Origin of the sequence: Colwellia sp. MB3u-41 (assembly GCF_014076845.1) — a bacterium.
Taxonomy (GTDB): Bacteria; Pseudomonadota; Gammaproteobacteria; order Enterobacterales; family Alteromonadaceae; genus Colwellia_A.
This window is the reverse complement of the sequence record NZ_JACGUT010000058.1, coordinates 132156-158573: the sequence shown is the minus strand read 5'-3', so window position 1 is coordinate 158573 and position 26418 is coordinate 132156. Positions and strand designations below refer to the sequence as shown.

At 38.1% G+C, this 26418-nt stretch carries 3 protein-coding genes and 1 pseudogene; 3 read left to right on the top strand and 1 reads right to left on the bottom strand.

Features of this window, described 5'->3' with window-relative positions:
- Positions 1-177 precede the first annotated feature (177 nt).
- Entirely contained in the window at positions 178-21015 is a 20838-nt protein-coding gene (locus H4J73_RS06145; protein ID WP_182223793.1) for a non-ribosomal peptide synthase/polyketide synthase, read from the top strand.
- A gap of 123 nt (positions 21016-21138) precedes the next feature.
- Positions 21139-22800, top strand: a complete 1662-nt coding sequence (locus H4J73_RS06140; RefSeq protein ID WP_182223792.1) for a cyclic peptide export ABC transporter — start codon at positions 21139-21141, stop codon at positions 22798-22800.
- A 1117-nt stretch (positions 22801-23917) separates the two neighbouring features.
- Here the strand turns inward: H4J73_RS06140 and H4J73_RS06135 are convergent.
- The gene (locus H4J73_RS06135; RefSeq protein WP_182223791.1) at positions 23918-24511 is read right to left on the bottom strand and encodes an acyl-homoserine-lactone synthase; all 594 of its coding nucleotides are present in this window, start codon (positions 24509-24511) and stop codon (positions 23918-23920) included.
- Positions 24512-25016: 505 nt separating this feature from the next.
- Here H4J73_RS06135 and H4J73_RS20930 point away from each other — a divergent pair.
- Positions 25017-26192: pseudogene (locus H4J73_RS20930) on the top strand (IS3 family transposase); the annotation flags it as partial.
- Positions 26193-26418 lie beyond the last annotated feature (226 nt).

Below are 26418 nucleotides of genomic sequence, written 5' to 3'. Positions count from 1 at the left end.
TGTTTAGTTAAAAATTTAATTTAACAATGAAGTTCGCCACTTATTAAAATTGATGTCGTACCTAATTAAAGCTAATAAATAATTAAAAAATAAGAATTTCTTTTAGTTTCGTTTTTGAGACCTATTTTATAAAAACGAGATAATTTATTAATGACGGATTGAATTGGTAGCGAAATAATGAACAATATAATTAAAGACGGATTTCGAGTTTCCCCTTATCAGACACGAGTATGGACACTAAGTAGTAATTTAGATGATGCATTTAATTGTCACTTATTACTTGAATTAACGTCAGCCATAACATCTGACTTATTGATTTCTGCAATTAAAAATGTTGTCGATAAACATGAACTACTACGTACCTCAGTACGTTGTCCTGATGGTCATATAATACCGTTGCAATATATAGAAGACGCAGTTGAAATAAAAATAGAACGCCTGTCAATTGAGTCAAAGTCTTGTTCAGAAGAACAGTTGAAAACACTGATAGAAAGTGAATTTGATTGTAATAGCCAAAGTCAAAAATCTCCGCTGGAAGTTACATTGCTCGAACAGGGCGAAGATCTTACGCAGATTTTGTTAAGAATACCGTCAATTTACGGTGATGGACAAACATTGATCAATATCTGGAATGAATGTTTAGCTTATTATTATAAATTGGAAACAACAGAAGACCCTTTTCAGTACGCTGATGTAGCCGAGTGGCTTCATGAAGGGATGGAAACAGAAGAAGCTGTAGAGGGTAAAAAATTCTGGAATGATAGAAACGTTGTTGCAGAGCAGAAAATTCATTTATTAAAAGAACCTCAAGACCAAGGTGATAGCTGGTCACCTAAAGCATTACCATTAACGCTTAGCGGCAAAACAAAAATTAATATCAAGCATTTAGCTGACAATCATCAGATCCCAGCTTCTCAATTGTTGTTAAGCTGCTGGGCTGCTTATTGGTCTATTCAAAATGATGTCTCCAACACAAGAATCGGCACACTTTTTTCTTCAAGAACCTATGATGAGTTGATGGATGTATGTGGTGGTTTAGCTAATTATTTGCCGTTACAAACGACGATAACAGACGAAGATTCTATTGAAACGTTTAGCAAAAAAATGCAATCAGACGTAGCAGAAATGCAAAACTGGTTACATTATTATTCAAGTCATCAGGAAGTGGCTGAACAGTCTTATTACTCGCTTGGTTGTAATATTCAAGAATGCGACTTCATCGAATCACCTTGTGGTTTTGCGGTTAATTCGTGGGCTGTAAACAACGAAAGGTTTGATATTCAGTTAACGGGTTATATTCATAACGACGCGTATCAACTTGAACTTGCTTTTAATGAAGCTTTGTTGTCGACAGTAAAAGCTGAGCGTGTTGCAAAGCAGTTTGAGGCATTTATTGAGCAAGCATTAACGAATAAGCAAGCACCGTTAAAATCAATTAATTTCCTTAGCCAGGAAGAAAAATCATTATTATTGACGGGTGGTTTTCAAGGTGAAAAACAAGATTTTAGCGCTAATTTTAGCAATAATTTCAATAATAGCTCCAACAACAGCTTGATCCATGAAATGGTGGAATATTATGCCGCCAATTCACCAGAGGCTATTGCTGTACGTAATAAGGAGCTTACTTTAACTTATGGCGAACTTAATGCCCGAGCTAACCAAGTCGCTAATTATTTGATTGCCGAGGGCATTGGTGAAAATGCACGGGTTGGATTATTGTTACGTCGTTCAGAATTATTTCTTGTTGGCATATTAGGTGTGCTGAAAACAGGTGCAGCTTATGTTCCCGTTGATCCTGAATTTCCACAAGTACGTATTGAACATATGATCAGTGATGCACAAGTATCATTTATTCTTACACAAGCTAATGTTGTTGAAGCTAATGTCGTTGAAGGTCAGACGGCAATTTTTACGTCGGATTCTATTAAAAATATTAGCTTAGACAGTGAGTGGTCTTCAATTGAGGGATGTGATACCCAAAACGTAAAATCATCGGTTACAGGCGATAGTGCCGCTTACTTAATTTATACCTCAGGTTCTACAGGTAATCCTAAAGGGGTAGTGATATCTCACGCCTCTTTAACAAATTATGTTAATGGTGTTGAGCAAAGATTAGCATTAGCGGCTGACGACACCCTGGCTGCTTTATCAACTATAGCTGCTGACTTAGGGCATACCGCCATATTTGGTGCAATATGTACAGGCAGAACATTAAGTTTACTGCCTGAAGAAATGAATCTTGATGCGGAATTATTAGCTGCTTACCTTGAAGAAAGCCCGATAGATTGTCTTAAAATTGTACCGTCTCATTTAAGTGCTTTATTAAGTTCTGAATCGGCATTGAATTTATTACCTAAAAAACTATTAGTCTTCGGTGGTGAAGCCTTAGATTATTCGCTGGTACAACGAGTTCGTGCGCTTGCTCCTTCGCTTAGAATTATTAACCATTATGGTCCTTCTGAAACCACAGTGGGTGTACTTAGCTTTGAAGTAGCATTTGAAAATACTCCTGCAACAGGACCTGTGGTTATAGGTCGCCCAATGGCGAACAGTGAAATTTATGTATTAGATCAGCATCAGCAACCACTTGCTATCGGATTAGCGGGTGAGCTTTATGTTGGTGGAGCAGGATTGGCTATCGGCTACTGGGATCAAAAAGCACTGACAAATGAAAAGTTCATCAGTCCTGTTTGTGAAGCTATCACGGCTAAACGTCTTTATGCGACAGGAGATAGAGTACGCTTTTTAGCTGATGGCAGTATCGAATATTTAGGCCGTACAGATGATCAAATAAAGGTCCGTGGTCACCGTATTGAAGTGGGTGAAATTGAACGTGCTATTTTAAAAAGTGAGTCAGTAACCGCGGTTACGGTTAAAGCATTTACAATATCAGATGATGATAAACAATTAGCTGCTTATGTTGTTGCACCCACTTTAAAAGATGATCAATTAGCATCGTTGTGTGACGCCCTAAAAGCATTAATACCTGATACGATGATCCCGTCACAGTGGATTATTCTAGGTCAACTTCCCCTGAACAAAAACGGTAAAGTGGACAAGAAAGCGTTACCAGAGCCTGATTGGACGAAAAGTAATAATAAAACGATTTATGTAGCTCCAAGTAGTGAAACAGAGAAACTTTTAGCGACGATTTGGCAGGATATTTTAAATGTTGAAATAATCGGTATCAATGATGATTTTTTCGAAGTGGGTGGGCATTCATTACTAGCAACCCGAGTTGTTACACGAGTACGCAAAGAACTTAATTTCAAATTAGAAGTACGCGACTTCTTTGCTAACCCAACCATTAATGCACTAAGTCAATTAATAAAACAAACTACAAATACCAGCCATAAGCTGGAGATCCCGAGCAGACTTTCGCCGTTGCCTTTGTCTTATGCTCAAAAAAGTTTATGGGTGACTACACAGTTAAGTGGTGGTGCCAGTGCTTACAATATTTGTAGCCCGGTAGAATTAAAAGGGGCCTTAGACAGCGAAGCGTTGCAAAAAAGTTTACAAGCCATTGTTGACCGTCATGAAGTATTGCGGACCAATATGGTTGAACAAAATGACGAGGTAGTGCAACTAATACACGCGTCTATGGAATTACCATTTACCGTTACTTCACTAGAGCAAACAGACGCTGAGCAACTTGATGAAACAATCAAGCAAGCGATAGCCAAAATTGGACAACGTAAGTTTGATTTAGCAAATGATCCACTGATAGAAGCGAGTTTATTTGTAATCTCTCCTGAACGTCATGTTTTGGTGCTTAATGTTCACCATATTGTTACCGATGGCTGGTCATTCGACATAATCATTCGTGAATTTGTACAATTTTATCAACATTATACTGCGGGTCTTAATTTAGACAATATAGCGCCTTTACCGATGCAATACGGCGACTATACAATGTGGCAATTAAGTCAGGCGAATGACGATTCAATTTTACAACAATTAGATTATTGGCAACAACAGCTTGCTGACTTATCACCAACACTGGATTTACCGTTGGATTTTCCTCGTCCGTCAATGCCAACTTTTAACGGTGCACGAGAGCATTTTCAGTTTGATAGCGAAGTAGACCAACGCGTTAAGTCGTTGTGTTTAAAAGAAGGCGCTTCATTATTTATGACTACTTTGGCTGCTTTTCAATTAGTGCTGAGTCGTTTTACCGGTCAATCAGATATTACGATAGGCTCACCAATCGCTAACCGTACTGAAAGTGAATTTGAGTCATTAATTGGATTTTTTGTTAATACATTGGTATTGCGTGGAAAAGTAGACAGCTCGTTAAGTTTTAGCCAATTTTTACAACAGATTAAAGAAACAACGTTGGCAGCTTATGAAAATCAAGACGTGCCATTTGATCAAGTTTCTAACTTAGTTAATAAAGATAAAAGTGCAGGAAGTACAGCAAAAGCACCTTTGTATCAAGTACGTATGGTGATGCGTAATCAGCCGATGAATAGCATTGACGTTGAAGGTGTTCAGGTAACGCCGTTAATGCAAGATTTCAGTACAGCAAAATTTGATTTATTACTTATTTTAGAAGAAGGGGAGAATGGTCTTCAGGGATCGCTTGAATATAATACTTCACTGTTTCGTTCTGAAACTATCAATCGAATTGTTAATGGTTTTAAACAAACTCTGGATGTTCTTTCAAATAACCCTGAGGTTGCGCTAGCTGATATTGAAGAATTGTTCACGGAAAAAGAAGTTAATACAGCGCTTGAGCTAATGCAACGTGAGCAACCTCAAGCAATGCAAACAGAGTTAACAAATGTTGAAGCTTCAAAGACTGTTGCACAGGTTTTTGAAAAACAGGTAAATGCATTTGGTGAACAAGATGCGATTGTTTTTAATAAAATTCGCCTTACGTATGCAGAATTTAATGCAAAGGCCAATTGTCTGGCGAATACTTTAATCGAACAGGGAATAAAACCTCAGTCAAAAGTTGCTATTTTATTGCCTAGAAATGAGTACTATCCACTGTCGATGTTTGCTTGTCTTAAAGCAGGCGCGACATTTATTCCAGTAGATAATGAATGGCCGATTGAAAGAATTGAAAGCATCGTTCAGGAAGCAAAATGTGAATTAGTGATCAGCCAGAGTGATTACAATTTCGGATCAAATATCACCAGCATTAATTTAGCATTAACAACTTTGAGTGATGATGCGAATAACCCTAATATTGAAGTTGATAGTAATCAAGCTGCCTATATTTTGTATACGTCAGGCTCAACAGGTGTACCTAAAGGTGTTGAAGTTAGTCACAGAAATTTACTGAGTTATTTGCAAAGTATTCATCTGGAATTGAAACTACCAGAAAATGCTCAAATGCTGGCGATGTCTACCATGGCGGCAGATTTAGGTTATACCGCATTGTTTGGTGCATTATGCAGTGGTCGTTGCTTCCGTTTTTTCCCTGTTGAATTTAACTTGGATGCCAATCAATTGGCTGATGCATTGCAGCAGGAACCTGTGACTTGTATGAAGATCACGCCTTCTCATTTAGAAGGGTTGCTGACATTATCTGATCCGGCAGGTATTTTACCAACCGAATGTTTGTTACTTGGTGGCGAGCGCTTAATGCCGGGTTTAGTGAGCAAAGTGCTCGAACTTAACCCTGACTGCAGAATCATCAACCATTATGGGCCGACAGAAAGTACCATTGGGGCACTGAGTTATGACGTTTCTAAAGGTGCTGCACTAGATGGAAGCCGCTCTGTTCCTATTGGCAAGCCATTAGCAAACAGCTACGTATATATCTTAGACAATGATTTAAAATTAGTGCCTCAAGGTGTTGCCGGTGAATTATACATTGGTGGTGAAGGGGTATCTTTGGGTTACTTTAATCGTGATGAATTAACTGAGGTCAGTTTTTTGAATGACCCGTTTAGCCATAGCCGATTAAATACTCAAACAAGTGGTAAAATTTACCGTACCGGTGATCGCGTTCGTCAATTAATTGATGGCAATATTGAATTTGTTGGTCGTATGGACGAACAAGTAAAAATTAGAGGTTATCGGGTAGAGCCGGGTGAAATTGCAACAATCATCAGCAATCTGGCAGATGTGGTGGACGTTTGTGTACTTCCGGTTGAACATCCTGTTACGTCAGAACTAGTATTAGCTGCTTACATCGTTGGACCGCAAGACATAGCTTCAACTGTTATTGACCAGCTTAGTCTTAAATTACCACAATATATGGTTCCTAGCCTGATTGAAGTGCTTGATAAATTACCATTAACGGCAAATGGTAAAGTTGATCATAAAGCCTTGCCAGAACCTTCTGCGCATAAATCAACTGATAAACTTCAAGCGCCGAGAGATGAAGTTGAAGAAGCGCTTGTTTCTATCTGGCAATCAGTATTAGGTTTAGAAAAAGTTTCTGTGAACGCCAATTTCTATCAAATGGGCGGTGATTCGATTAAAGCATTACAAATTATTGCACAGGCGCGTAAAATTAATTTGGTGTTTACCCCACAACAACTTTTCAATGTGTTGACGATTAGTCAGGTAGCTGACTTAATTGAAACACCATATTCATCTACTGAACAAGCGTTATTAGCGATTGCTCGCGAAGTGTTGAATAACGATGCTATTACTCGTCACGATTTATTTTTGAAGTTAGGTGGCGATTCTATAAAAGCGTTGCAAATTATAGCGTGTGCAAGACAAAATAATATTGTGTTTACCCCCTCACAATTATTGGAATATCAATCTATTGCGGTATTGTCACGTGCAATTGTTAGTCATCAACAAGATGATGTGCGTCCGCAGGCCGGAGTTTCTTTTGACGTTGCTCCTTTTGAACTGGCTGAAATGACCGCTGAAAAACTTGAAGAGTTACGTCAAGATCCTAAAGTAGCCGATGTCTATCCTGCATCTCCAGTTCAACAGGGGATGTTGTATCATTGTTTGGCGGCGCCTGAAGAGGGATTATATTTTAATCAGGTGATTGGCAACTTTAGTCAGGGTATTGATATCGATGCTTTCAGTAAAGCGTTTGAAGCAGCAATTAATCGCCATGATATTTTACGAACGTCTTTTTTGTGGGGAGATGTAGCTATTCCACATCAAGTGGTTGCAGCCCAGTTAACTTTGCCGTTAATAGTGCATAACTGGCAGGAAATGGATAAGACAGCACAAAATAAAGCGATTGAAAATTTATTAGAAGAAGATCGTAACCATCATTTCGAGTTAGACAATGCACCATTACTTCGCGTCAATATTATTCATCGTTCTGAACGTGAAGCGCTTGTTGTATGGAGCTATCATCATTTGTTATTGGATGGTTGGTGTTTATCATCTTTCATTAGCGAAATATTAGCAGATTATCAGGCTCGTATTGAAGGTCAGGCTTTAGTTTTAGCAAAGCCGGCAAGTTACCGTAACTATATTGCCTGGTTAGCACAACAGGACGAAGCATCTGCTAAATCTTTCTGGAGCAATCAATTAGCTGGTGTTGAAGGAGCAACAGCGCTTCCTATAGCTAAAAACAAAACGGGAATAACGGGTAACGGTCGCATTGTAGAAACATTGGATCCAATTCTAACGACTGCAGTAAACCAGTTAGCACAAGCGTGTAATGTAACGCTAAATACTATAATTCAATCTGCCTGGACAATTTTGTTGTCAAAATACAGTGGACAAAAAGATGTTGTTTTTGGTGCTACAGCGGCAGGTCGTCCGGTAGAGTTGGAAGATTCAGATAGCATGCTGGGTTTATTCATCAATACTTTGCCTATTCGCCAGGTGATTGAAGGTAATGCCAATATTGCTGAGTTAACCAAGCAAATTCAAACAACCAATTTAGCAGTGCGAGAATTTGAATATACGCCATTGAAAGAAATTAAGTCTTGGAGTCAAGTTGCACCAAATGCATCATTGTTCGACAGTATCGTTGTATTTGAAAACTATCCTATTGGTAAAGGTAATCAAGAACTACAGGATAAAGTAGGGATCACAATTTATAACGGTGATCAAACTTCAGGTGGCGGCACGGGCTTTCCTTTGACCTTGATGGTTATTCCTGATGAAGAATGCCGATTTGAGCTTATTTATGAGCAGGACAAATTTGAACAAGCTGTTGTTGCCGACATGCTTGCTCACTTTACCGCATTATTGCACAACATGGTTAATAGTGGTGAGCAAGGTAAAGTTAGTCAACTATCGTTAATGACTCCAGTTGTAGAGAGTGCTTATTTAAAAACACTCACTACTTCTGAATGCGCTACTTCTGATTGCAACACTGAACTGAGAGCCGAATTAATTCATCAAACATTTGAAGCAAAAGCAGCACAGTTTGCTACAAAAACAGCGGTTTCATTTGATGACGTACACTTAACTTATGCAGAGCTAAACGCACAAGCCAACCAGTTAGCCAATTTATTGCGTGATAAGGGCGTTAGTGAGGGGGATTTTGTCGGTATCTGTATGGAGCGCAGTCACTTAACTATTTTAGCAATTATTGCCATTTTGAAAGCGGGTGCAGTTTATGTTCCTGTTGAATCGACAGCACCACAAGACCGTATCAGTTATATATTTGATGATGCAAAGGTTAAGTTCGTACTGACAGAATCACAAGTAAACCTACCGTTTTCTGAAACAGATGAATTGATTTATTTGAATGAACTTGATGCAGAATTGGCAGCATTTGATGCTAACAATTTGAATTTGTCACTTAAACCTAATGCGAGTGCTTATGTTATTTATACTTCAGGTACGACAGGTCAACCTAAAGGCGTAGTGGTTAGTCATAATAACGTATCACGACTATTTTCAACATCTCAGCCACTGTTCAACTTCACAGACAAAGATGTTTGGACGTTATTCCACTCATATGCCTTTGATTTTTCAGTATGGGAAATATGGGGAGCCTTGCTTCATGGTGGTCACTTAGTTGTAGTTCCTTATTGGATCAGTCGTTCGTCTGATAGCTTTTATGATTTATTGTTAAAGTATAAAGTAACGGTATTAAACCAAACACCATCTGCCTTTAAGTTATTGAATAACGTTGATGAGAATCATGCAAAACATAATGAACTAGCGTTACGTTACGTAATTTTTGGTGGTGAAGCGCTGGAAAGCAGCATACTTAAATCCTGGACTGAGCGTCATGCCCTTGATGACATCCAATTAATCAACATGTATGGCATTACAGAGACAACGGTTCATGTAACTTATAAATGTTTAAGTGAAAGTGACTTGCTTGTATCTGTCAGTAATATTGGTAAAGCCTTGCCTGATTTGAATGTTTACGTACTTGATGAATATAAAAATGTACTTCCTGCAGGTGTTTGCGGTGAATTGTATGTGGGTGGAACTGGAGTAGCCAAAGGGTATTTGGGTAAAGAAGAACTTACTAAAGAACGTTTTATTGATCATTCCCTTACCACTAGCAGTAAACTTTACCGCAGTGGTGATTTGGCGAAATATAACGTTGATGGTGATTTAGAATACTTGGGGCGAATTGATCAACAAGTAAAAATTCGTGGTTTTAGAATTGAGTTAGGCGAGATTGAAGCTTGCTTACTTGAACATGAAAAAGTAAAACAAGTTGTTGTGGTTGTTAAAGAAAACTCAACTGACAGCAAACAGCTGGTTGCTTATATTGTAGGTGATGTTGAACCTGATTCGTTAAAAGCACATGCCAGTAGCTTTTTACCCGACTATATGGTGCCATCATTAATCTTGAGTTTAGATGCCTTACCATTAACCATTAATGGTAAGGTTGATGTAAAAGCATTGCCAAATCCAATGGATGTAATTGTTCACCATGAAGACGGTGAGCCGCAAAATGAATTACAGAGAAAGATCGCTCAGGTTTGGAAAAACACACTGAATGTAACTCAGGTGGGTATTCACGATAACTTTTTCGAGCTGGGTGGTGATTCAATTGTTAGTTTGCAGATTGTTTCTCGATTAAAGGACGTTGGTCTGGAGATCACACCTAAGCAACTTTTTGAAACTCAGACAATCTTGGCCATGAGTCAAGTGGTTACTGTGACAAGTGTTTCAAAAATAATTGATCAATTAGCCCCTGTTGTCGGGCACGCAAGTATTACTCCGATCCAGCATTGGTTCTTTGGCCTTGAACACGGAAATATGAATCAGTGGAACCAATCTCAGCTGTTCAAGTTGAATGAATCTATTGATCTGGATGTGTTAAAAAGTGCATTAGACGCTATTCAACATCAACATGATAGTTTACGCAGCAAGTTCTCTTCTGTACAGGATAAATGGCAACAAGAGATCCAAGTACAAACTTTTGATGTACTGCAAACTATCTCATTAGAAGAAGCTGTAGCATCTGGTGGCGATGTAGCAGCATTAATCAAGCAAACTACAGATGAAATACAAACCAGTTTATCGATTGAAAATGGTCCTATCTGGCGTGTTGCTTATATCAATTTAGGTGAAAAGCACGGTGAACGTTTGTTTATCACTTGTCATCATTTGGTTATCGATGGTGTTTCGTGGAGAATTTTATTGGATGATTTATTTAGTTTTTACAATCAAGCTAAATCTGGTCAAACAATAGAGTTACAGGCAAAAAGTACTTCGGTTTTAGATTGGAGTCATGGTTTAGCTGAATACGCTATGTCATCCAAAGTTGTACAACAGCTGGGTTATTGGAAAGCCATTGCAAACAACTCTTATGCACCAATTCCACAGGATTTTGAAAATGGCAGCAATACCGTAGATTCGACAGAAAGGTTGTCATTTGAGTTAGATATTGCTGACACTACAGCATTGTTGAAAAAAATTCCTGAAGTGTATCGTACCCGTATTAATGATATTTTATTAACCGCATTGTCGCAGACTTTATGTAATTGGATGGATTCTGAAACATGTTTAATCAGTTTGGAAGGACATGGCCGGGAATTAGTAAATGATTCTTTTGACGTGAGTCGAACAGTGGGCTGGTTTACTAATTTATTTCCAGTGGCACTACCTGCGTGTTCAAATGATATGCGTCAATCGATATTATCAATTAAAGAACACCTGAGAAGTATTCCTAACAACGGTATTGGTTACGGGGCATTACGATATCTTCATTCTGATGATGAAGTGCGTGCCTCTTTAGTGGTTAACCCTGAAATTACATTTAATTATCTGGGACAATTTGATAATTTGGATGCATCAAAAAGCTGGTTGAGTTCTGCGACAGAAGAGAAAGCTCCAAATCAGGATCTAAACGGTAAACGTCATAGTTTAATTGATGTTGGCGGTGCGGTTTTTAATGGTAAATTTCAAATTACATGGAGCTATTCAAACGCTTATTTTGATAGTGCTACTATTGAAAAGTTAGGGAGTGATTATATTCAGGCCTTAAAATCTATTGTGTTACATTGCCAAGAACCTCTAAGTGGCGGAGTATCACCTTCAGATTACCCATTACTTAACATCACACAATCGCAAATAGACACAATTCAAAGTGTTCCACAGTGGCGCTTAACTAAAGATGCTTATCCTTTATCGCCAATGCAGGAAGGTATTCTGTTTCACGAGCGATTATCTCCTGATGAAAGTGTTTATTTCAATCAACTTAGCGGCATTGTTGAAGGCGAACTGGATATTGAACACTTTAAAAATTGTTGGCAAAAACTGATTGAACGTCATGATATATTGCGCACGCGATTTATTTGGGAAGGCATCGACGCACCTGTTCAATTGATAGAAAAATCAGCGGTTATGCCGATCACTATTGAAGACTGGCAAACTTATTCGAGTGAAGAGCAGCAAGAAAAGCTGGAAGAATACCTGACGAAAGACAGAGCAAGTGGCTTTGATTTTCAACAAGCTCCACTTATGCGTGTAGCGCTTATTCAGCTTAGCGAAACGTCTTATTATTTGGTCTGGAGTCGTCATCATTTATTACTTGATGGCTGGTGTACCGGTATATTGATGGGAGAATTATTAGATTGCTACAATAAATCAATCAGTGGTCAAGATTGGAACCCAGGTGTACCTCGTCCTTTTTCTGCTTACATTGAGTGGTTGCAAAATCAAGACATGTCTAAAGCAGAAAGCTTCTGGCGTTCTTCTTTGGCTGGTATTGATGAGCCAACTGCATTGCCTATGCATAACGATAAAAATGATTTTGGTTATAACAAGCAACATTTAACCTTGCCTGTAGATGTGACAGCTCAATTACAAACGTTGGCGAAAAGTTGCCGTGTTACTATGAATACCTTAGTTCAGGCTGCATGGTCGCTTTTACTTGGGGCTTACAGCGGGCAGAAAAAAGTATTGTTTGGCTCTACCACATCAGGACGACCTGCAGATTTAGCCGGTGTTGAGCAAATACTTGGATTATTTATCAATACCTTGCCTGTACCGGTAGCGTTAGGTTTTGACTTGAGTTTGAAAGATTGGTTGCAGGAGATTCAGCAAACCAATTTAAATATGCGAGAATTTGAATATTCACCATTGTCTGATGTTCAGCAGTGGAGTGAAATTGTTAATCAACACGCCTTGTTCCATAGCTTGTTAGTTTTTGAAAACTTCCCGACTAGAACTCAGGAAGGTGCATTAGATTTTACCCGTATTGGTAATAGCGATCGTACCAATTATCCCTTGGCACTTATTGCCGTTGCACAAGAAACATTGTCGGTTGAATTTTGTTATCAAACAGGTCAATTTACATCCGATAAGATTGAGCAAATGATGGGGCATCTTAGTAACATCTTTATCGATATGCTAAACAAGGCTGAAGAGTCTGTGGGTGCTTTGTCTATGCTAAGTAAAGAAGAGAGGGAACAATGTATTCACGAGTGGAATCAAACCTCAACACAATATCCGGAGAATGCTAATTTAGCGAATATTTTTGAACAGCAAGTAGCAAAAGATGGTGATGCTACTGCATTGCATTATGACGAGGCGAAGTTAAGCTATAGTGAATTAAATGAGCAAGCGAATCAGTTAGCCCACTGGTTACACTCAGAAGGTGTTGATGTAGGTGAATTTGTGGGTGTTGCATTACCTTCAAGTATTGATTGGGCTGTTACTGTGTTAGCAATCATTAAATTGGGTGCGACATATGTGCCGCTAGATCCGAGTTATCCGGCTGAACGTTTGCGTTATATTGCCCAAGATGCTGAACTACGTTGGGTGATAGGCAACGATGCACAACTTGAACAGATACCAGCGATAGAAAACGTTATTTTTCTTGCTGCGATAAAACAAGCGTTAGCGCTGCAACCAAACCATAATTTGGAGTGTATAATATCCAGCAATACTTTGGCTTATATTACCTACACTTCAGGCACAACAGGTCAGCCTAAAGGTGTGATGGTGCCGCAAAAAGGCGTGCTGCGTTTAGTTTTGAACACAAATTATGTTAATTTACAGCCACAAGATAATCTTGCACAGTTGTCTAATACGGCATTTGACGCGGTAACTTTTGAGTTATGGGGAGCATTGTTAAACGGTGGTACGCTGGTTGATATTGCCAACGATATTATTTTATCACCGGTTGATTTGGCTGGCGCATTGCGAGAAAAGGAAATCAGCGTGTTATTCATTACCGGAGCATTGTTTAATCAGGTAGTGAAAGAAGTGCCTGATGCATTTTCAACTGTATCGACCGTTATAGTGGGTGGCGAAGCATTAGAACCTGACGCTATCAGAGCTTTATTAGCGTCTGCACCACCCAAGCGTTTGTTAAATGGATATGGACCGACAGAAAATACTACCTTTTCTGTGTGTCATGAAATTAAACAAGTAGATAAGGATCAAAAATCCGTACCGATAGGTCGTCCTATTGCTAACTCAACTGCTTATATATTAGATATTAATCAACAACCTGTTCCTGTTGGTGTGAAAGGTGAATTATACCTTGGCGGTGATGGTTTAGCGCTGGGTTATCTTAATCAGAAAGAATTAACTCAGCAAAAATTTATTAAACATCCATTTAGTCAGGAGCCGTCAGCTAAGCTTTATCGAACAGGGGATTTAGCACAATATTTACCCTCCGGTGATATTGAATATCTTGGCCGTGTTGACCATCAAGTAAAAATTCGTGGATTTAGAATTGAATTAGGCGAGGTAGAATCAGTACTGCAAGAGCATGAGAGCGTTCATCATTGTATTTTGGTTGTGCGAGGCGAAACGTCACACGATAAACAATTGGTAGCATACGCGGTGTCAGAGGAAAGTGGAGATACGTTAAAAGCCTGGTTACAAGATAGATTACCTGAGTATATGGTTCCTACTTTTGTGGTGATTTTGGATACATTACCTTTAACAAGTAATGGTAAGCTTGATCGTGCAGCCCTGCCGGCAATTGATATATCAAGCGCAATATCAGCAAACTATGAAGCGCCAGTTACAAATACTGAAAAAAGTTTGCACACACTTTGGTCAGATATACTTAAGTTAACGCAAGTGAGTGTTACCGCTAACTTCTTTGAATTAGGTGGACACTCGTTATTGGCAACGCGTTTGGTTTCGGCTATTCGCCAAAGCTTATCGGTTGAACTACCGTTAAAAATGCTATTTGAAAAATCTACAATTCGGGCATTAGCCGAGGAAATAGACGAAAAACTAGGCAATGAAGATGTTCAAACTACTGGTTTGGCTGCGATAGAATCAGTATCCAGAACAGAAGACTTGCCATTGTCATTTGCTCAGCAACGTTTATGGTTTATTGACCAAATGGATACAGCATCGGCAAATTACAATATGCCAATGGCTATTCGTTTTCAGGGTAATTTAAACATCGACGCACTACAACGTGCTTTTGATACCATCATTGCTCGCCATGAAAGCTTAAGAACAGTGTTTAAAACTCAGGAAGGACAAGCGGTCCAAGTTATTCTTGAACCTAAAGAAGTGTTAATACCTTTAATCGATTTACCGACCAGTGATAGTAATTTGGAAGCGTTGGTTAATGAACATGCTTTACGTTCTTTTGATTTGTCTACAGACTTGATGTTGCGTGTAACACTTGTACGTGAAAACAGTAATTCACACGTGATCTTGTTTAATATGCATCATATTGCTTCAGATGGCTGGTCAATGAGTGTATTAATCAGCGAGTTTACTCAGCTGTATAAAGCTTATATAGCAGGTGATACTGATCCGTTAACGCCTTTGAATATTCAATATGCTGATTATGCTCATTGGCAGCGTCAGTGGTTGAATGGCTCTGTGCTTGAACAACAATTGTCATATTGGGAGCAGAAACTAAACGGTTTACCCCCTTTACATGATTTACCGTTAGATTACTCAAGGCCTGCAGAAAAGACTTATCATGGCGCTGTTTATAATCACAACATCAGTGGTTCATGTGCTAACGGATTAAATGAACTAAGTAAACGCAGCAGTACAACGTTGTTTATGACATTGCAAGCGGCATTTTCTGTACTATTAAGCCGCTATAGCAATGAAACCGATATTGTTATGGGGACGCCTGTTGCGGGCAGAACTCAGGCTGAAGTAGAATCCTTGATTGGCTTTTTTGTTAATACTTTAGTGCTACGCCTTGATTTAGACAATAACCCGAGTTTTGACGCTGTATTAGCGCAAGCAAGACAAGTTTCACTGGATGCATTTGCTCATCAGCATGTTCCATTTGAAATGTTGGTAGAAAATTTGCAGCCAGAGCGTAGTCTGAGTTATACCCCGCTGTTCCAAATAATGTTTGTTTTGCAAAACAATGAACAGCCTTTAGAGAATATGGAAGACATCAGTTTAAGCAGAGTTAAGCAGGAAAGAACGCTAGCTAAATTTGATCTTACGTTAACAATGAGTGAACAAGCAGATGGACTTAGCGTTAATTGGGAATACAACCGAGATTTATTTGCACAAGAATCAATAGAGCAAATGGCTAAATGTTTCACTGTATTGTTAGATAGCATAATAAAAGATTCAGCTGAAACAATTCTTTGTTTGCCAATGATGAACGATACAGCACGGCAAGTACTGGTATTGGCTGGTCAGCCTAAAGTTGCTCGTGATTTTATTGAGACAAATGAAGGTGAAATAACGATTCATCAGAAATTTGAACAACAAGTACAGCTTAATCCACAGTCAGTAGCGCTTAGCTATGATGGTATAACAACCAGTTACGGTGAGCTTAATGCTCAAGCGAATCAATTAGCGCATAAACTCATTGCTGAAGGTGTTAACCCTGATGATTTAGTTGGTCTGTGTTTTAATCGTTCTGCTGATATGATCATTGGTATGCTGGCGGTACTTAAAGCCGGTGGGGCATATGTACCTCTTGATCCGGCTTACCCGAAAGAACGACTGCATTACATGGTAGAAGATGCGCAATTAAGCATTGTTATTACTGATGCCGGGTTGGTTGAACAAATAGGATTTGAAGAAACCATTTGCTTGTGTACTGATACACTTGCAGCTGAAATTGAACAAGAGTCGAGTGTTAACCCTTTGGTTGCAGTATTAGCATCAAATCTGGCTTATGTTATTTATACATCGGGTTCAACGGGACAGCCAAAAGGCGTTTTAATTGAACACCAAAATGTATTGCGTTTATTTACTTCAAGCAAAAAGCATTTTAATTTCAATGCTGAAGATGCCTGGACATTATTTCATTCATTTTCCTTTGACTTTGCTGTTTGGGAAACATGGGGAGCACTCATTCATGGTGCCCGATTAGTTAACGTTTCTCAGGAAATAAGTCGTTCTCCGGATCAGTTTGTTAATTTACTGATAGAAGAGGGCATTACCGTGTTAAACCAAACACCTTCTGCTTTCTATAATTTACTTGAGCACATTGTGCCTTGCGAACGCCAGTTTAGTTTACGTTATGTTGTTTTTGGTGGTGAAGCTTTAGAGCCAATGAAATTGCTGCCCTGGTTTGAACGCTTTACCGATAATTCGCCAGAAATGATCAACATGTATGGTATTACTGAAACAACAGTACACGTTACTTATCGCCGCATACATGCTGAGCATAGTCAATCATCAATCAGTGATATTGGTGTCGCACTGGAAGACTTAGGTTTATATGTTTGTAATGCGGAAAAACAATTATTACCAATGGGTATGCCGGGCGAACTTTATGTAGGTGGTGCCGGATTAGCACGTGGATATTTAAATCGTCCGGAAATGACGAATGAACGTTTTGTTAAGGACTTTATTACTTCTGAAACAGAAGGACGTTTGTATAGAACGGGTGATTATGTACGCTTAAGTAAAGACGGTGCATTGGAATATCTTGGTCGTACAGATGAACAAGTAAAAGTACGTGGTTTCAGAATTGAATTAGGTGAGATACAAAATCAACTTATCCAACATGAAAACGTGGCGGATGCTGTTGTGGTGGTGCGTAGTACAGCTAATGATAACAAGTTTATTGTTGCTTATATTATTCTTCCAGCCGGAAGCAATGAAGCAAACACTGATAGTTATCAGCAACAGCAGTTAACGTTAACATTGAAACAGGCGTTATTAGCTGCATTACCTGAGTATATGGTGCCAACTGCGTTTGTTTATTTACCTGCATTACCATTGACGCAAAACGGTAAAATTAATCGCCACGCATTACCAGCCCCAGATCTTGCTGAGAATTCTCAGGGAAGCTATGAAGCACCTGTGACTACGTTAGAGCAGGAACTGCATCAGGTGTGGTCTGAATTATTAAATATAGGGACTATTAGTGTAACGGCAAATTTCTTTGAATTGGGAGGACACTCGTTACTGGCTTCACGTCTTGCATCTGCAATCAGAACTGAAATGGCGCAGGATGTTTCGCTAAAAACAATATTCAGTACACCAACTATCAGAGAACTTGCTGCGCAAATGCTGATTGTCGATAAAGATAATGCGTCGTCAGCATTGACGATTCAACCAGTAGACAGGTCTCAATCTTTACCTTTGTCTTTTTCGCAACAGCGTATGTGGTTTATCGAACAAATGTCAGGTACAGGCTCTAGTTATAACATGCCAATGGCCGTTAGGTTTGATGGTCAGTTAAACCTGAATTATGTTAATAAAGCGATTAATGAAATTATAAAAAGGCATGAAATACTCCGGACAACATATCAGGATAACGATGGTGAACTTGAACAAATTGTTCAATCATTCGCTCCGCTAACCATGAAGATTATTGAGTTGAATTATTTAGATGAAAGTGAAAAATCGGTTACCTTGCATGAAGTTATTAATGCGCATGCGACAGAAACTTTTGCTTTAGATGCTGATCTGATGATCCGTGCATTGGTTGTTAAACTGACACAAGATAGTCATGTATTAATGGTTAATATGCATCACATTGCTTCTGATGGCTGGTCAATGAATATTCTGCTTAATGAGTTTGCTAGCTTGTATGAATCTTATGTAACAGGTTCGGAATATCCTTTATTACCTTTAGCCATTCAATATTCTGACTTTGCTTTTGCACAACGCACATGGCTAACATTGGATGCCAGAACAGATCATGTGGATTATTGGGCCAATAAATTAGCGAATTTGCCAAAACTGCATAGTTTGCCTTTAGATAATGTTCGCCCTGCTACTCCTTCTTCTAAAGGACAGCTTTATCATCATCCTATTAGTGCAAGTTGTCGTGATGGTTTGGTTGAATTGAGTCGTAAAGCGAAAACCACCTTGTTTATGACATTGCAAGCGGCCTTTTCAGTATTAATTAGTCGCTACAGTAATGAATCAGATATTGTCATGGGTACACCGATTGCAGGAAGAACGCAAAGCGAAATAGAACCATTGATTGGTTTCTTTATAAATACGCTGGTACTAAGAAATAATTTGAGTGGTGAACCCAGCTTTACCGACTTATTGGCACAAGTGAAAACGACAGCATTAGAAGCTTTTGAACATCAAAGTTTACCTTTTGAAATGTTGGTTGAAACTTTGGATGTAGAGCGCAGTACCAGCCATAGTCCTGTTTTCCAAATAATGTTTGCTTTACAAAACAATGAATCAACTCAGTTACAATTGCCAGATTTAACCATAGCAACGCTCCCACAGGAGCATACAACGGCCAAATTTGATTTGACCCTTAATGTTATTGAGCGTGAATCTGGATTGGAAACCAGTTGGGAATACAATAGTGATCTTTTTGATCATCAAACAATTGAGCGTATGGCTGGTCATTTTGATGTGTTGTTGCAATCTATCATTGCATCGCCTGAGCAAAACATTGAAACATTACCAATGATCACCAGCCAAGAAAAAGAACAACTGGTTTATCAATGGAATGAAACCAGTAGTGATTATCCTTCAGAGGAAAATCTGGCGAGCGTATTTGAACAAATAGCAGTACAAAGATCCGAACATGTTGCTGTTAAATTTGGTAACGACACGCTGACTTATAGTGCTTTAAATAGAAAAGCCAATCAATTAGCCAACTGGTTATTACAACAGGAATACACCATTGGTGAACATGTGGGTCTTTCTTTAAGCGCAGGAGCTGACTGGGTTGTGGCACTGTTGGCAATAATAAAAACAGGTCGTGCTTATGTGCCACTCGATTTGAGTTATCCTGAAGAACGATTGAACTATATTGTGCAAGATGCAAATATTCAAACCATCATAGGTTACGGTGAGGCTTTAACGGTATTTGAAGGTTTATCAGTAAATTGTGTGTGTTTAAAGGCAATTAGCTCTGCGTTAGCACTTGCGTCAGAAAATAATTTAACCATGACTGCACAAGGCACCAGCACTGCTTATATCATTTATACGTCAGGTACCACCGGCAAGCCTAAAGGTGCTGTTATTCCGCATCAGGCTGTTAACCGATTGGTCTTGAACACAGATTATGTTGAGCTTGACGAAAATAGTTGTATCGCTCAATTGTCAAATATTGCTTTTGATGCGGTAACCTTTGAATTATGGGGGGCGTTGTTAAATGGTGGTAAGCTGGTTGGCATGGATAAGAATGTAGTATTATCTCCCGTTAACTTTGCGGCTGCACTGCGAGAAAATGAAATTAGTGCGCTATTTATTACGGGAACACTGTTTGCCCAAGTAGTGAAAGAGGTGCCGGATGCGTTTGTAACCTTATGCTCTGTTTTGGTCGGTGGTGACGTAGTAGACCCTGAAGCGGTTAGATCTTTACAGCGTTCTGATCTGCTTCACAATATATCAAATCTTTATGGGCCGACAGAAAACACCACATTTTCAGTTGGTTATAAAATTAATCAAGTTAGTAACGAGCAGAGATCTATACCGATAGGTCGTCCGATTGCTAATTCAACGGCTTATATTCTTGATAAACATCAACAGCCTGTACCAGTAGGCGTTATCGGTGAATTATATTTAGGTGGTGATGGTCTGGCTAAAGGATATTTGAACCGTGATGACTTGAACGCTACTGTATTTGTTAACAATCCTTTTGTTGAAGATAGTAACGCCAGAATGTATCGAAGTGGAGATTTGGCAAGATTTCAAGGTGATGGCAATATTGATTTTGTTGGTCGAACAGACCACCAGGTGAAAATTCGTGGATTCAGAATAGAATTAGGAGAAATAGAAGCGGTTCTTAATGAGCATTCGCAAATAAAAGATTGTATTGTTGTTGTTTCTGGTGAGAATCCGATGCATAAAAAATTAGTTGCTTACGTTGTTGCTCCAGGTATAGATTGGTCAGAACTAAAAACATGGTTTAAAAAGCAAATGCCTCATTACATGCTTCCTGATCATTTTATTGAAATGGTCAAATTACCATTGAATATTAATGGTAAGGTCGACCGTAAAGCATTGCCTGAGCTTAAAACTGCTAACATTGTTAGCAACGAATTTATTGCGCCACGAACAGAAGTAGAGATGCAATTAGCGATAATATGGCAAGAGGTTTTACAACTTGAAAAAGTGAGTATGACAGATAGTTTCTTTGACTTAGGTGGTCATTCACTTATTGCAAGCCAAGTCGTTGGACGAGTGAGAAAACACTATGATGTAGAGATGACGTTGGAAAATTTCTTTAGCGAACCTTCTATTGAAAATATTGCTAAGTTGGTTGAGTCGCAATTGGAATCTTTTGAATTAGAAGAAGATGAAGAAGAATTCATTTTATAGCGTTTCTTTTTATAATAATAACATCGGCTAATTCGATATATACCAATAGTCAACTATCAAAAATTAAAGCTGTATAAGCGAGGGAAGAATGTTCCTCGTCAGCATTTTAGGAGTATTTATACAATGTTTAACAATATGTTAGGGAAGTACAAAGGTTTGATTGCGCTTTCAGCATTAGCTAGTGCGCTAACGGCATTTGCAGGTGTTTTTTTAATGTTGCAAATAAGAAATGAAGTCACGCTTGAGACTACACAGAGTATTTTAGAACGTGTGCAAATTTATGGTCTAGGTGTGTTGGGTTTGCTTTTTTTTGGTTTGCTATCACAGTATTTACTCGCTCGATTGAGTACATCTATGGTATGTAAGTTGAGAAATTCAATGGTGAACCGGGTATTAGCAACGAGTTATGAGCAGCTAGAGCGCATTGGGGGGCATCGTATTCAAGCGACAATTACTAATGATATTAGCAGTATATCCAGTGCGATGACTTTGGTGCCTATGTTTACCTTTCATTTAACAATGGTAGTGCTGAGCTTCTTCTATTTATTTTATTTATCTCCAGGACATTTTTTCCTTTTGGCGTCTTTTTTAACGGCTGCAATTACGGTTGCCCAGTTTATTATTAATAAAGTTGGTGATAAATATAAAGAGTTGCGTGAGAGTGAAGATGTTCTTTTTGAAAACTTTAAGGCTTTGGTTGATGGCGGCAAGGAATTAAGCTTGAATCAGAGTCGTAAAAATTATTTTTATAAAAACGTAACCATGCCAGCGACAAAAGAAATTCAAAATCAGGATTTAAAAGCACAACTATACTGGAGTCTGAATAATAACTGGACATCAGCCATGTTATTTTTAACTTTAGGTGTTATCGCTTTTTCAGCGAGTATGTTTGAATCTGCAAGCATTGGCGATATTGTTGGATATGTCTTTATTATTACTTATTTAGTCGGACCCATTAATTTTCTGATGAATACCTTTATGCCTATTTCAAAAGGAAAAATAGCGTTTAATAAAATTGAAAGCCTAAACCTTGCACCAGAGTATACCCACGAGGATGGTTCACAAGTTAATGAACCAAGAAACGAAAAACAATGGAATAAGATTGAAGTTAAAGATTTGGAATATAAGTATGAAAGTGAAGATGGTGCTTATGAATTCTCTGTTGGCCCTATAAATTTAAATTTTAACCAAGGTGAAACGGTATTTATTATTGGTGGTAACGGAAGTGGTAAGTCTACATTTGCTAAATTATTTACGAGTTTGTATACCGCAGATAAAGGCTCAATACAGGTTGATGGCAAGGCGCTAACCACTGAAAATAGTCAATGGTATCGTGATTATTTCACCACTATTTTCTCAGATTATTATTTATTTAGTGAAGTGTTAGATTCAAAAGGGGAGTTAGCGGTTGATGAAGATATTCTTAAGCATTTAGAAAATCTTGGATTATCGGATAAAGTTACTGTGTCAGGTGGTGTATTGAAAACAACTAAGCTATCTATGGGACAAAAGAAAAGATTAGCTTTATTATTAGCCTACATGGAAGATTCACCTATTTACCTTTTTGATGAATGGGCTGCTGATCAAGACCCTTACTTCAGACATTATTTTTACACTGAATTACTGGCTGAAATGAAAAGCAATGGTAAAACGGTTATTGCAATCACCCATGACGACAGATATTTTAACCTTGCTGATAAAGTCATTAAGTTTGAAAATGGCCAGGCGGCAGAAGTTGGTAAAACGGATGAACTTTTCGCCGAACCATTGAAGGCGTCAGCGTAACCATTTTACTTTTCCAACTAAGAATAGAAGCTAAAGTGCCATAAAGTTAATAAGTTTGAAAATGGACAGACGATAATATTTTGTATAACGGATGAAGTTTACGCAGTAGCATTGATGTCTGTACAGCCAAATGGAGCATCGCTGCGGTGGCCATTATGTTGTTTATTGTTGTTAGTAAGGCCTGTTCATTTTATATTTTTTGTGGGTTTATTATTAAATTTATTTTCATTATTTCTAATAATATCGTCAAAATATGAGTGAGTGTAAACAGCACATTAATGCATTTTAAGAGGGGGTCAAAGGAACGATAACATTTTAGCTACTTCAGTTTTATCTAAATGAAATAATAATGAAATTGCAATTCGATTTTTTTCCTTGTTCACACAAGTTAATTTCGCGTTGTTATAACACCTGATTGTACTAAATAAATTGTTTAATTGTGTTTTGAAAATTGATATACGCGATCCACTTGAAGATGCTCTTTTCAGGAAATCGGAGCGAATTATAATTAAGGCATATTTTTTGTTAAGAGTTATTCAGGCGAATATGCGCCTGCATTCTCTTCTAGGTTATCTCCATGTAACGTCCTTAAAAACAAAGGTAACGACGAATAGAGTTTGCTCAACCTCCACCTAATGGCTTGTTTATAAAAGTTTTAACCTACGTTATTGATATCGACAATAGAATAACTGTTCTCTTTAATGAATGCCTTGTCTAAGGCCTTTATAATTCTAGATTCATTTTAACTGGGAGAATATTCACAAAGAGTATGTGTTAAAAAGCAAAGTTTTTCTTTATCACTTTTAATGTCAGTAGCTAAGGCATAATATGCTTTTTGGTCTAGTATGGATTCGCCCTAATTAGCTACATTGAAATATAAGTCATTATTATAGAGTTCAAACCTTTGGTCAGGGCCAATATCTTAGGATTTTGTTCTACTACATTATTTCTATGGCATTCAGTTCTATAATTAATACTTTGTCAATTTAGGCAATTATTTTTATTGAATTTTCTATTTCTGTTAGATTGTTAAAAATCTGATTTTGCATCTCTATATATAATAAATCCTTTAAAAGGTTTATTATTATTCCTTATATTCATTAAGCTAAATAAAATATCATGCGCACGAAATATTAAGACTCTCATTCACATTAACCCAAAGTGCTACTGATCTTTCAATACCAATCTGCATTGATTTACCATCGCCCATCCGACGTGTTTCTACTCCCAAACATCTTAAAATTCTTTCACAAGCAACAGTAGTAACTAATACATACGATTTAATGCCTTTTTTTTGAGCAAAATCATAGAACGACTTAACAAGCTGAGCGGTTGAATTACTCACCATACTTTTATCATTGTTAGTGAATGCTTTATCGACTGTGAATCGGCTGATTTCCCATACATTCTCCTCATGAGGAATATTTTCACCTCGCATTAATTCAGGGAAGATGTTACGCAACATGTAAGAACCTTCAGTAGGTAAAGCTCTCCAGCAACCAACAACTTTCTCGTTTTGATCTGTCATAGCAATGTGGGTTACATCTAGTTTATCAAACTCGTCTTTTTCTAAACCGTTTTCACAGTTAACTTCCCAGCTTAATCTGGTTTTAAATGTATCATAGCGTAGGCGATAAACATCGTTAAGAAGATTGTTATTGATCGTACTGTAGTTGTTGTTGTTTGGTTCAATGTAGTGAATATTTGTCATTTTGGTTGTCTATAAATTGTGTAAATTTGATACAACCACCTTAAACGTTAATACAATGTTAATTTAGCTGTCAGAAATGACAGTCCCCTTTGTATCAGGATTGTTGTCGTCTCTATTGATTTTATAAATAAATAGGGGGTGGTAAGGTTAAGTGATTGTATTATAAGATATGTAGCCAATTTAAATAAGCAGTATTAAGTAAACTCAGTCAAAGTGCTTTGTCAGTTATAAAGTTTGCAGTGCAAGAAGGCATAAATATCTCAACCCTGTATATAATTCAAAGTGCAGGATTTCAGCGTAAATTAAAATGACTTTAGTGAAGGAAAATGATTTAAGCATAGTCATTCTATGTGTTGATTAGTTAACGCAGTATCAAGTCACTTTAAATCCATCGACGAAGCGCTTGAGTCATATCGCTTCATCGATGCTGTGATTCATAAGGGAATAACCATTACGTCATCACCGCGCCTTGAGTTGAAATTTCTCAAGCACTCTTGGTAACGGGTATAGTTGTCAAAAGCAATTTAATACCTCAGGTTTAAGTGTGACAAAAGTTAGTTAACCAGATAACTGGTCAAGTAGAAAAAATTTGCGATTGCACAAGAAACCGCTACATTTTAGGCTGTTGAGTTAAGTGAGTATTATCGAGTTAAATGTTTGTATTCTTAGCAAGTTAAAGCATTAAAACTAGTCTGTATTGCTTTAAAAATCTAGTAAGCAGGAAAAAAGACTAAAGACTACGCCATAGCAAAAGTCTGATAAAAGTCGTATTAAGGAATTAGAGCGAGAGCTACGCAGAAAAGAAAAAGCTTTAGCAGAAACGGTCGCATTACTTGCATTAGGAAAAAAGTTAGACGCCATTGGAAGGAAAAAGAGGACAGCTGATTTCGTTGACTGATAGGTAAAAGCATGCACAGTTGGTCAGTACCGTTGTAACGTCAGGTGTGAGCCAAAATAAGGCTAGCAGTAATGAAGTCCGAGCCTGGGAATAAACTAATAAAACAGAAAGGCAAGCCGTAATTGATGTTTGTAACCGCCAAAATTTTGCCTCACTAACGGCAAAAAAAATATTACCGATACTAGCTGACAGAGGTGAATATATCGAATCAAAGTCGAGTTTTTACCGTATATTGCATGCTGCAACACCGAGGTAAAGCGAAGCCGAGAAATATCCTCAAAAAGCCAACAAGTTATACGACTAAAAAAGCGAAAGAAGTACGGCGTTGGGATAACAGTTACAGCCGTAATGTAGTCGGTTGGGAAGTTCAGGCCAATGAAACAGGTGAGCAAGCGGCGGCACTACTAGAGTACAGCGTTTGGGCAGAGAAATGCTAGAAGAAAGACGTCGTGTTGCACTCTGATAATGGATCACTCATGAAGAGCCTTACTTATAGCGAGCTAAGATGTACGATTTAGTTGTTGTTGTTGTTGTTATTGTTATTGTTGTTGTCTCACGCAGTCGACCAAGGGTAAGTACCGTTGATCCATACTCAGAACCACTACTTAGTACGGTAAAGTATCACCCTAGTTGCGCTAGTGAAGGTTTCAAATCGTTAGATGAAGCCTGTAAATGGGTAAAAGCGTTTGTTTATTGAGGGAACAATGAGCATCGTCATAGTAGAATAAATTTGTCACGTCATGGCAGAGACACTATAGTCTTGATGTTCAAATAAGAGTAAAACTGTTAGCCAGTAGGCGCTGTGGAATTAAATTCAGAGTAACACAAAGAAGCTGCTTAATAATTTAGGTGACAACTGTCTTGATAAACACCAGTAGTGGGGCAGAGCGGACTTACGGACCACATTTAAACTGTTTTTTGACAAACTTATTGACGCTAAAATGACAAATACTATTAACTATTTCTATTGTGATAAACTTGTTTTTTAATTTCGACTTTCAGAGGTTAT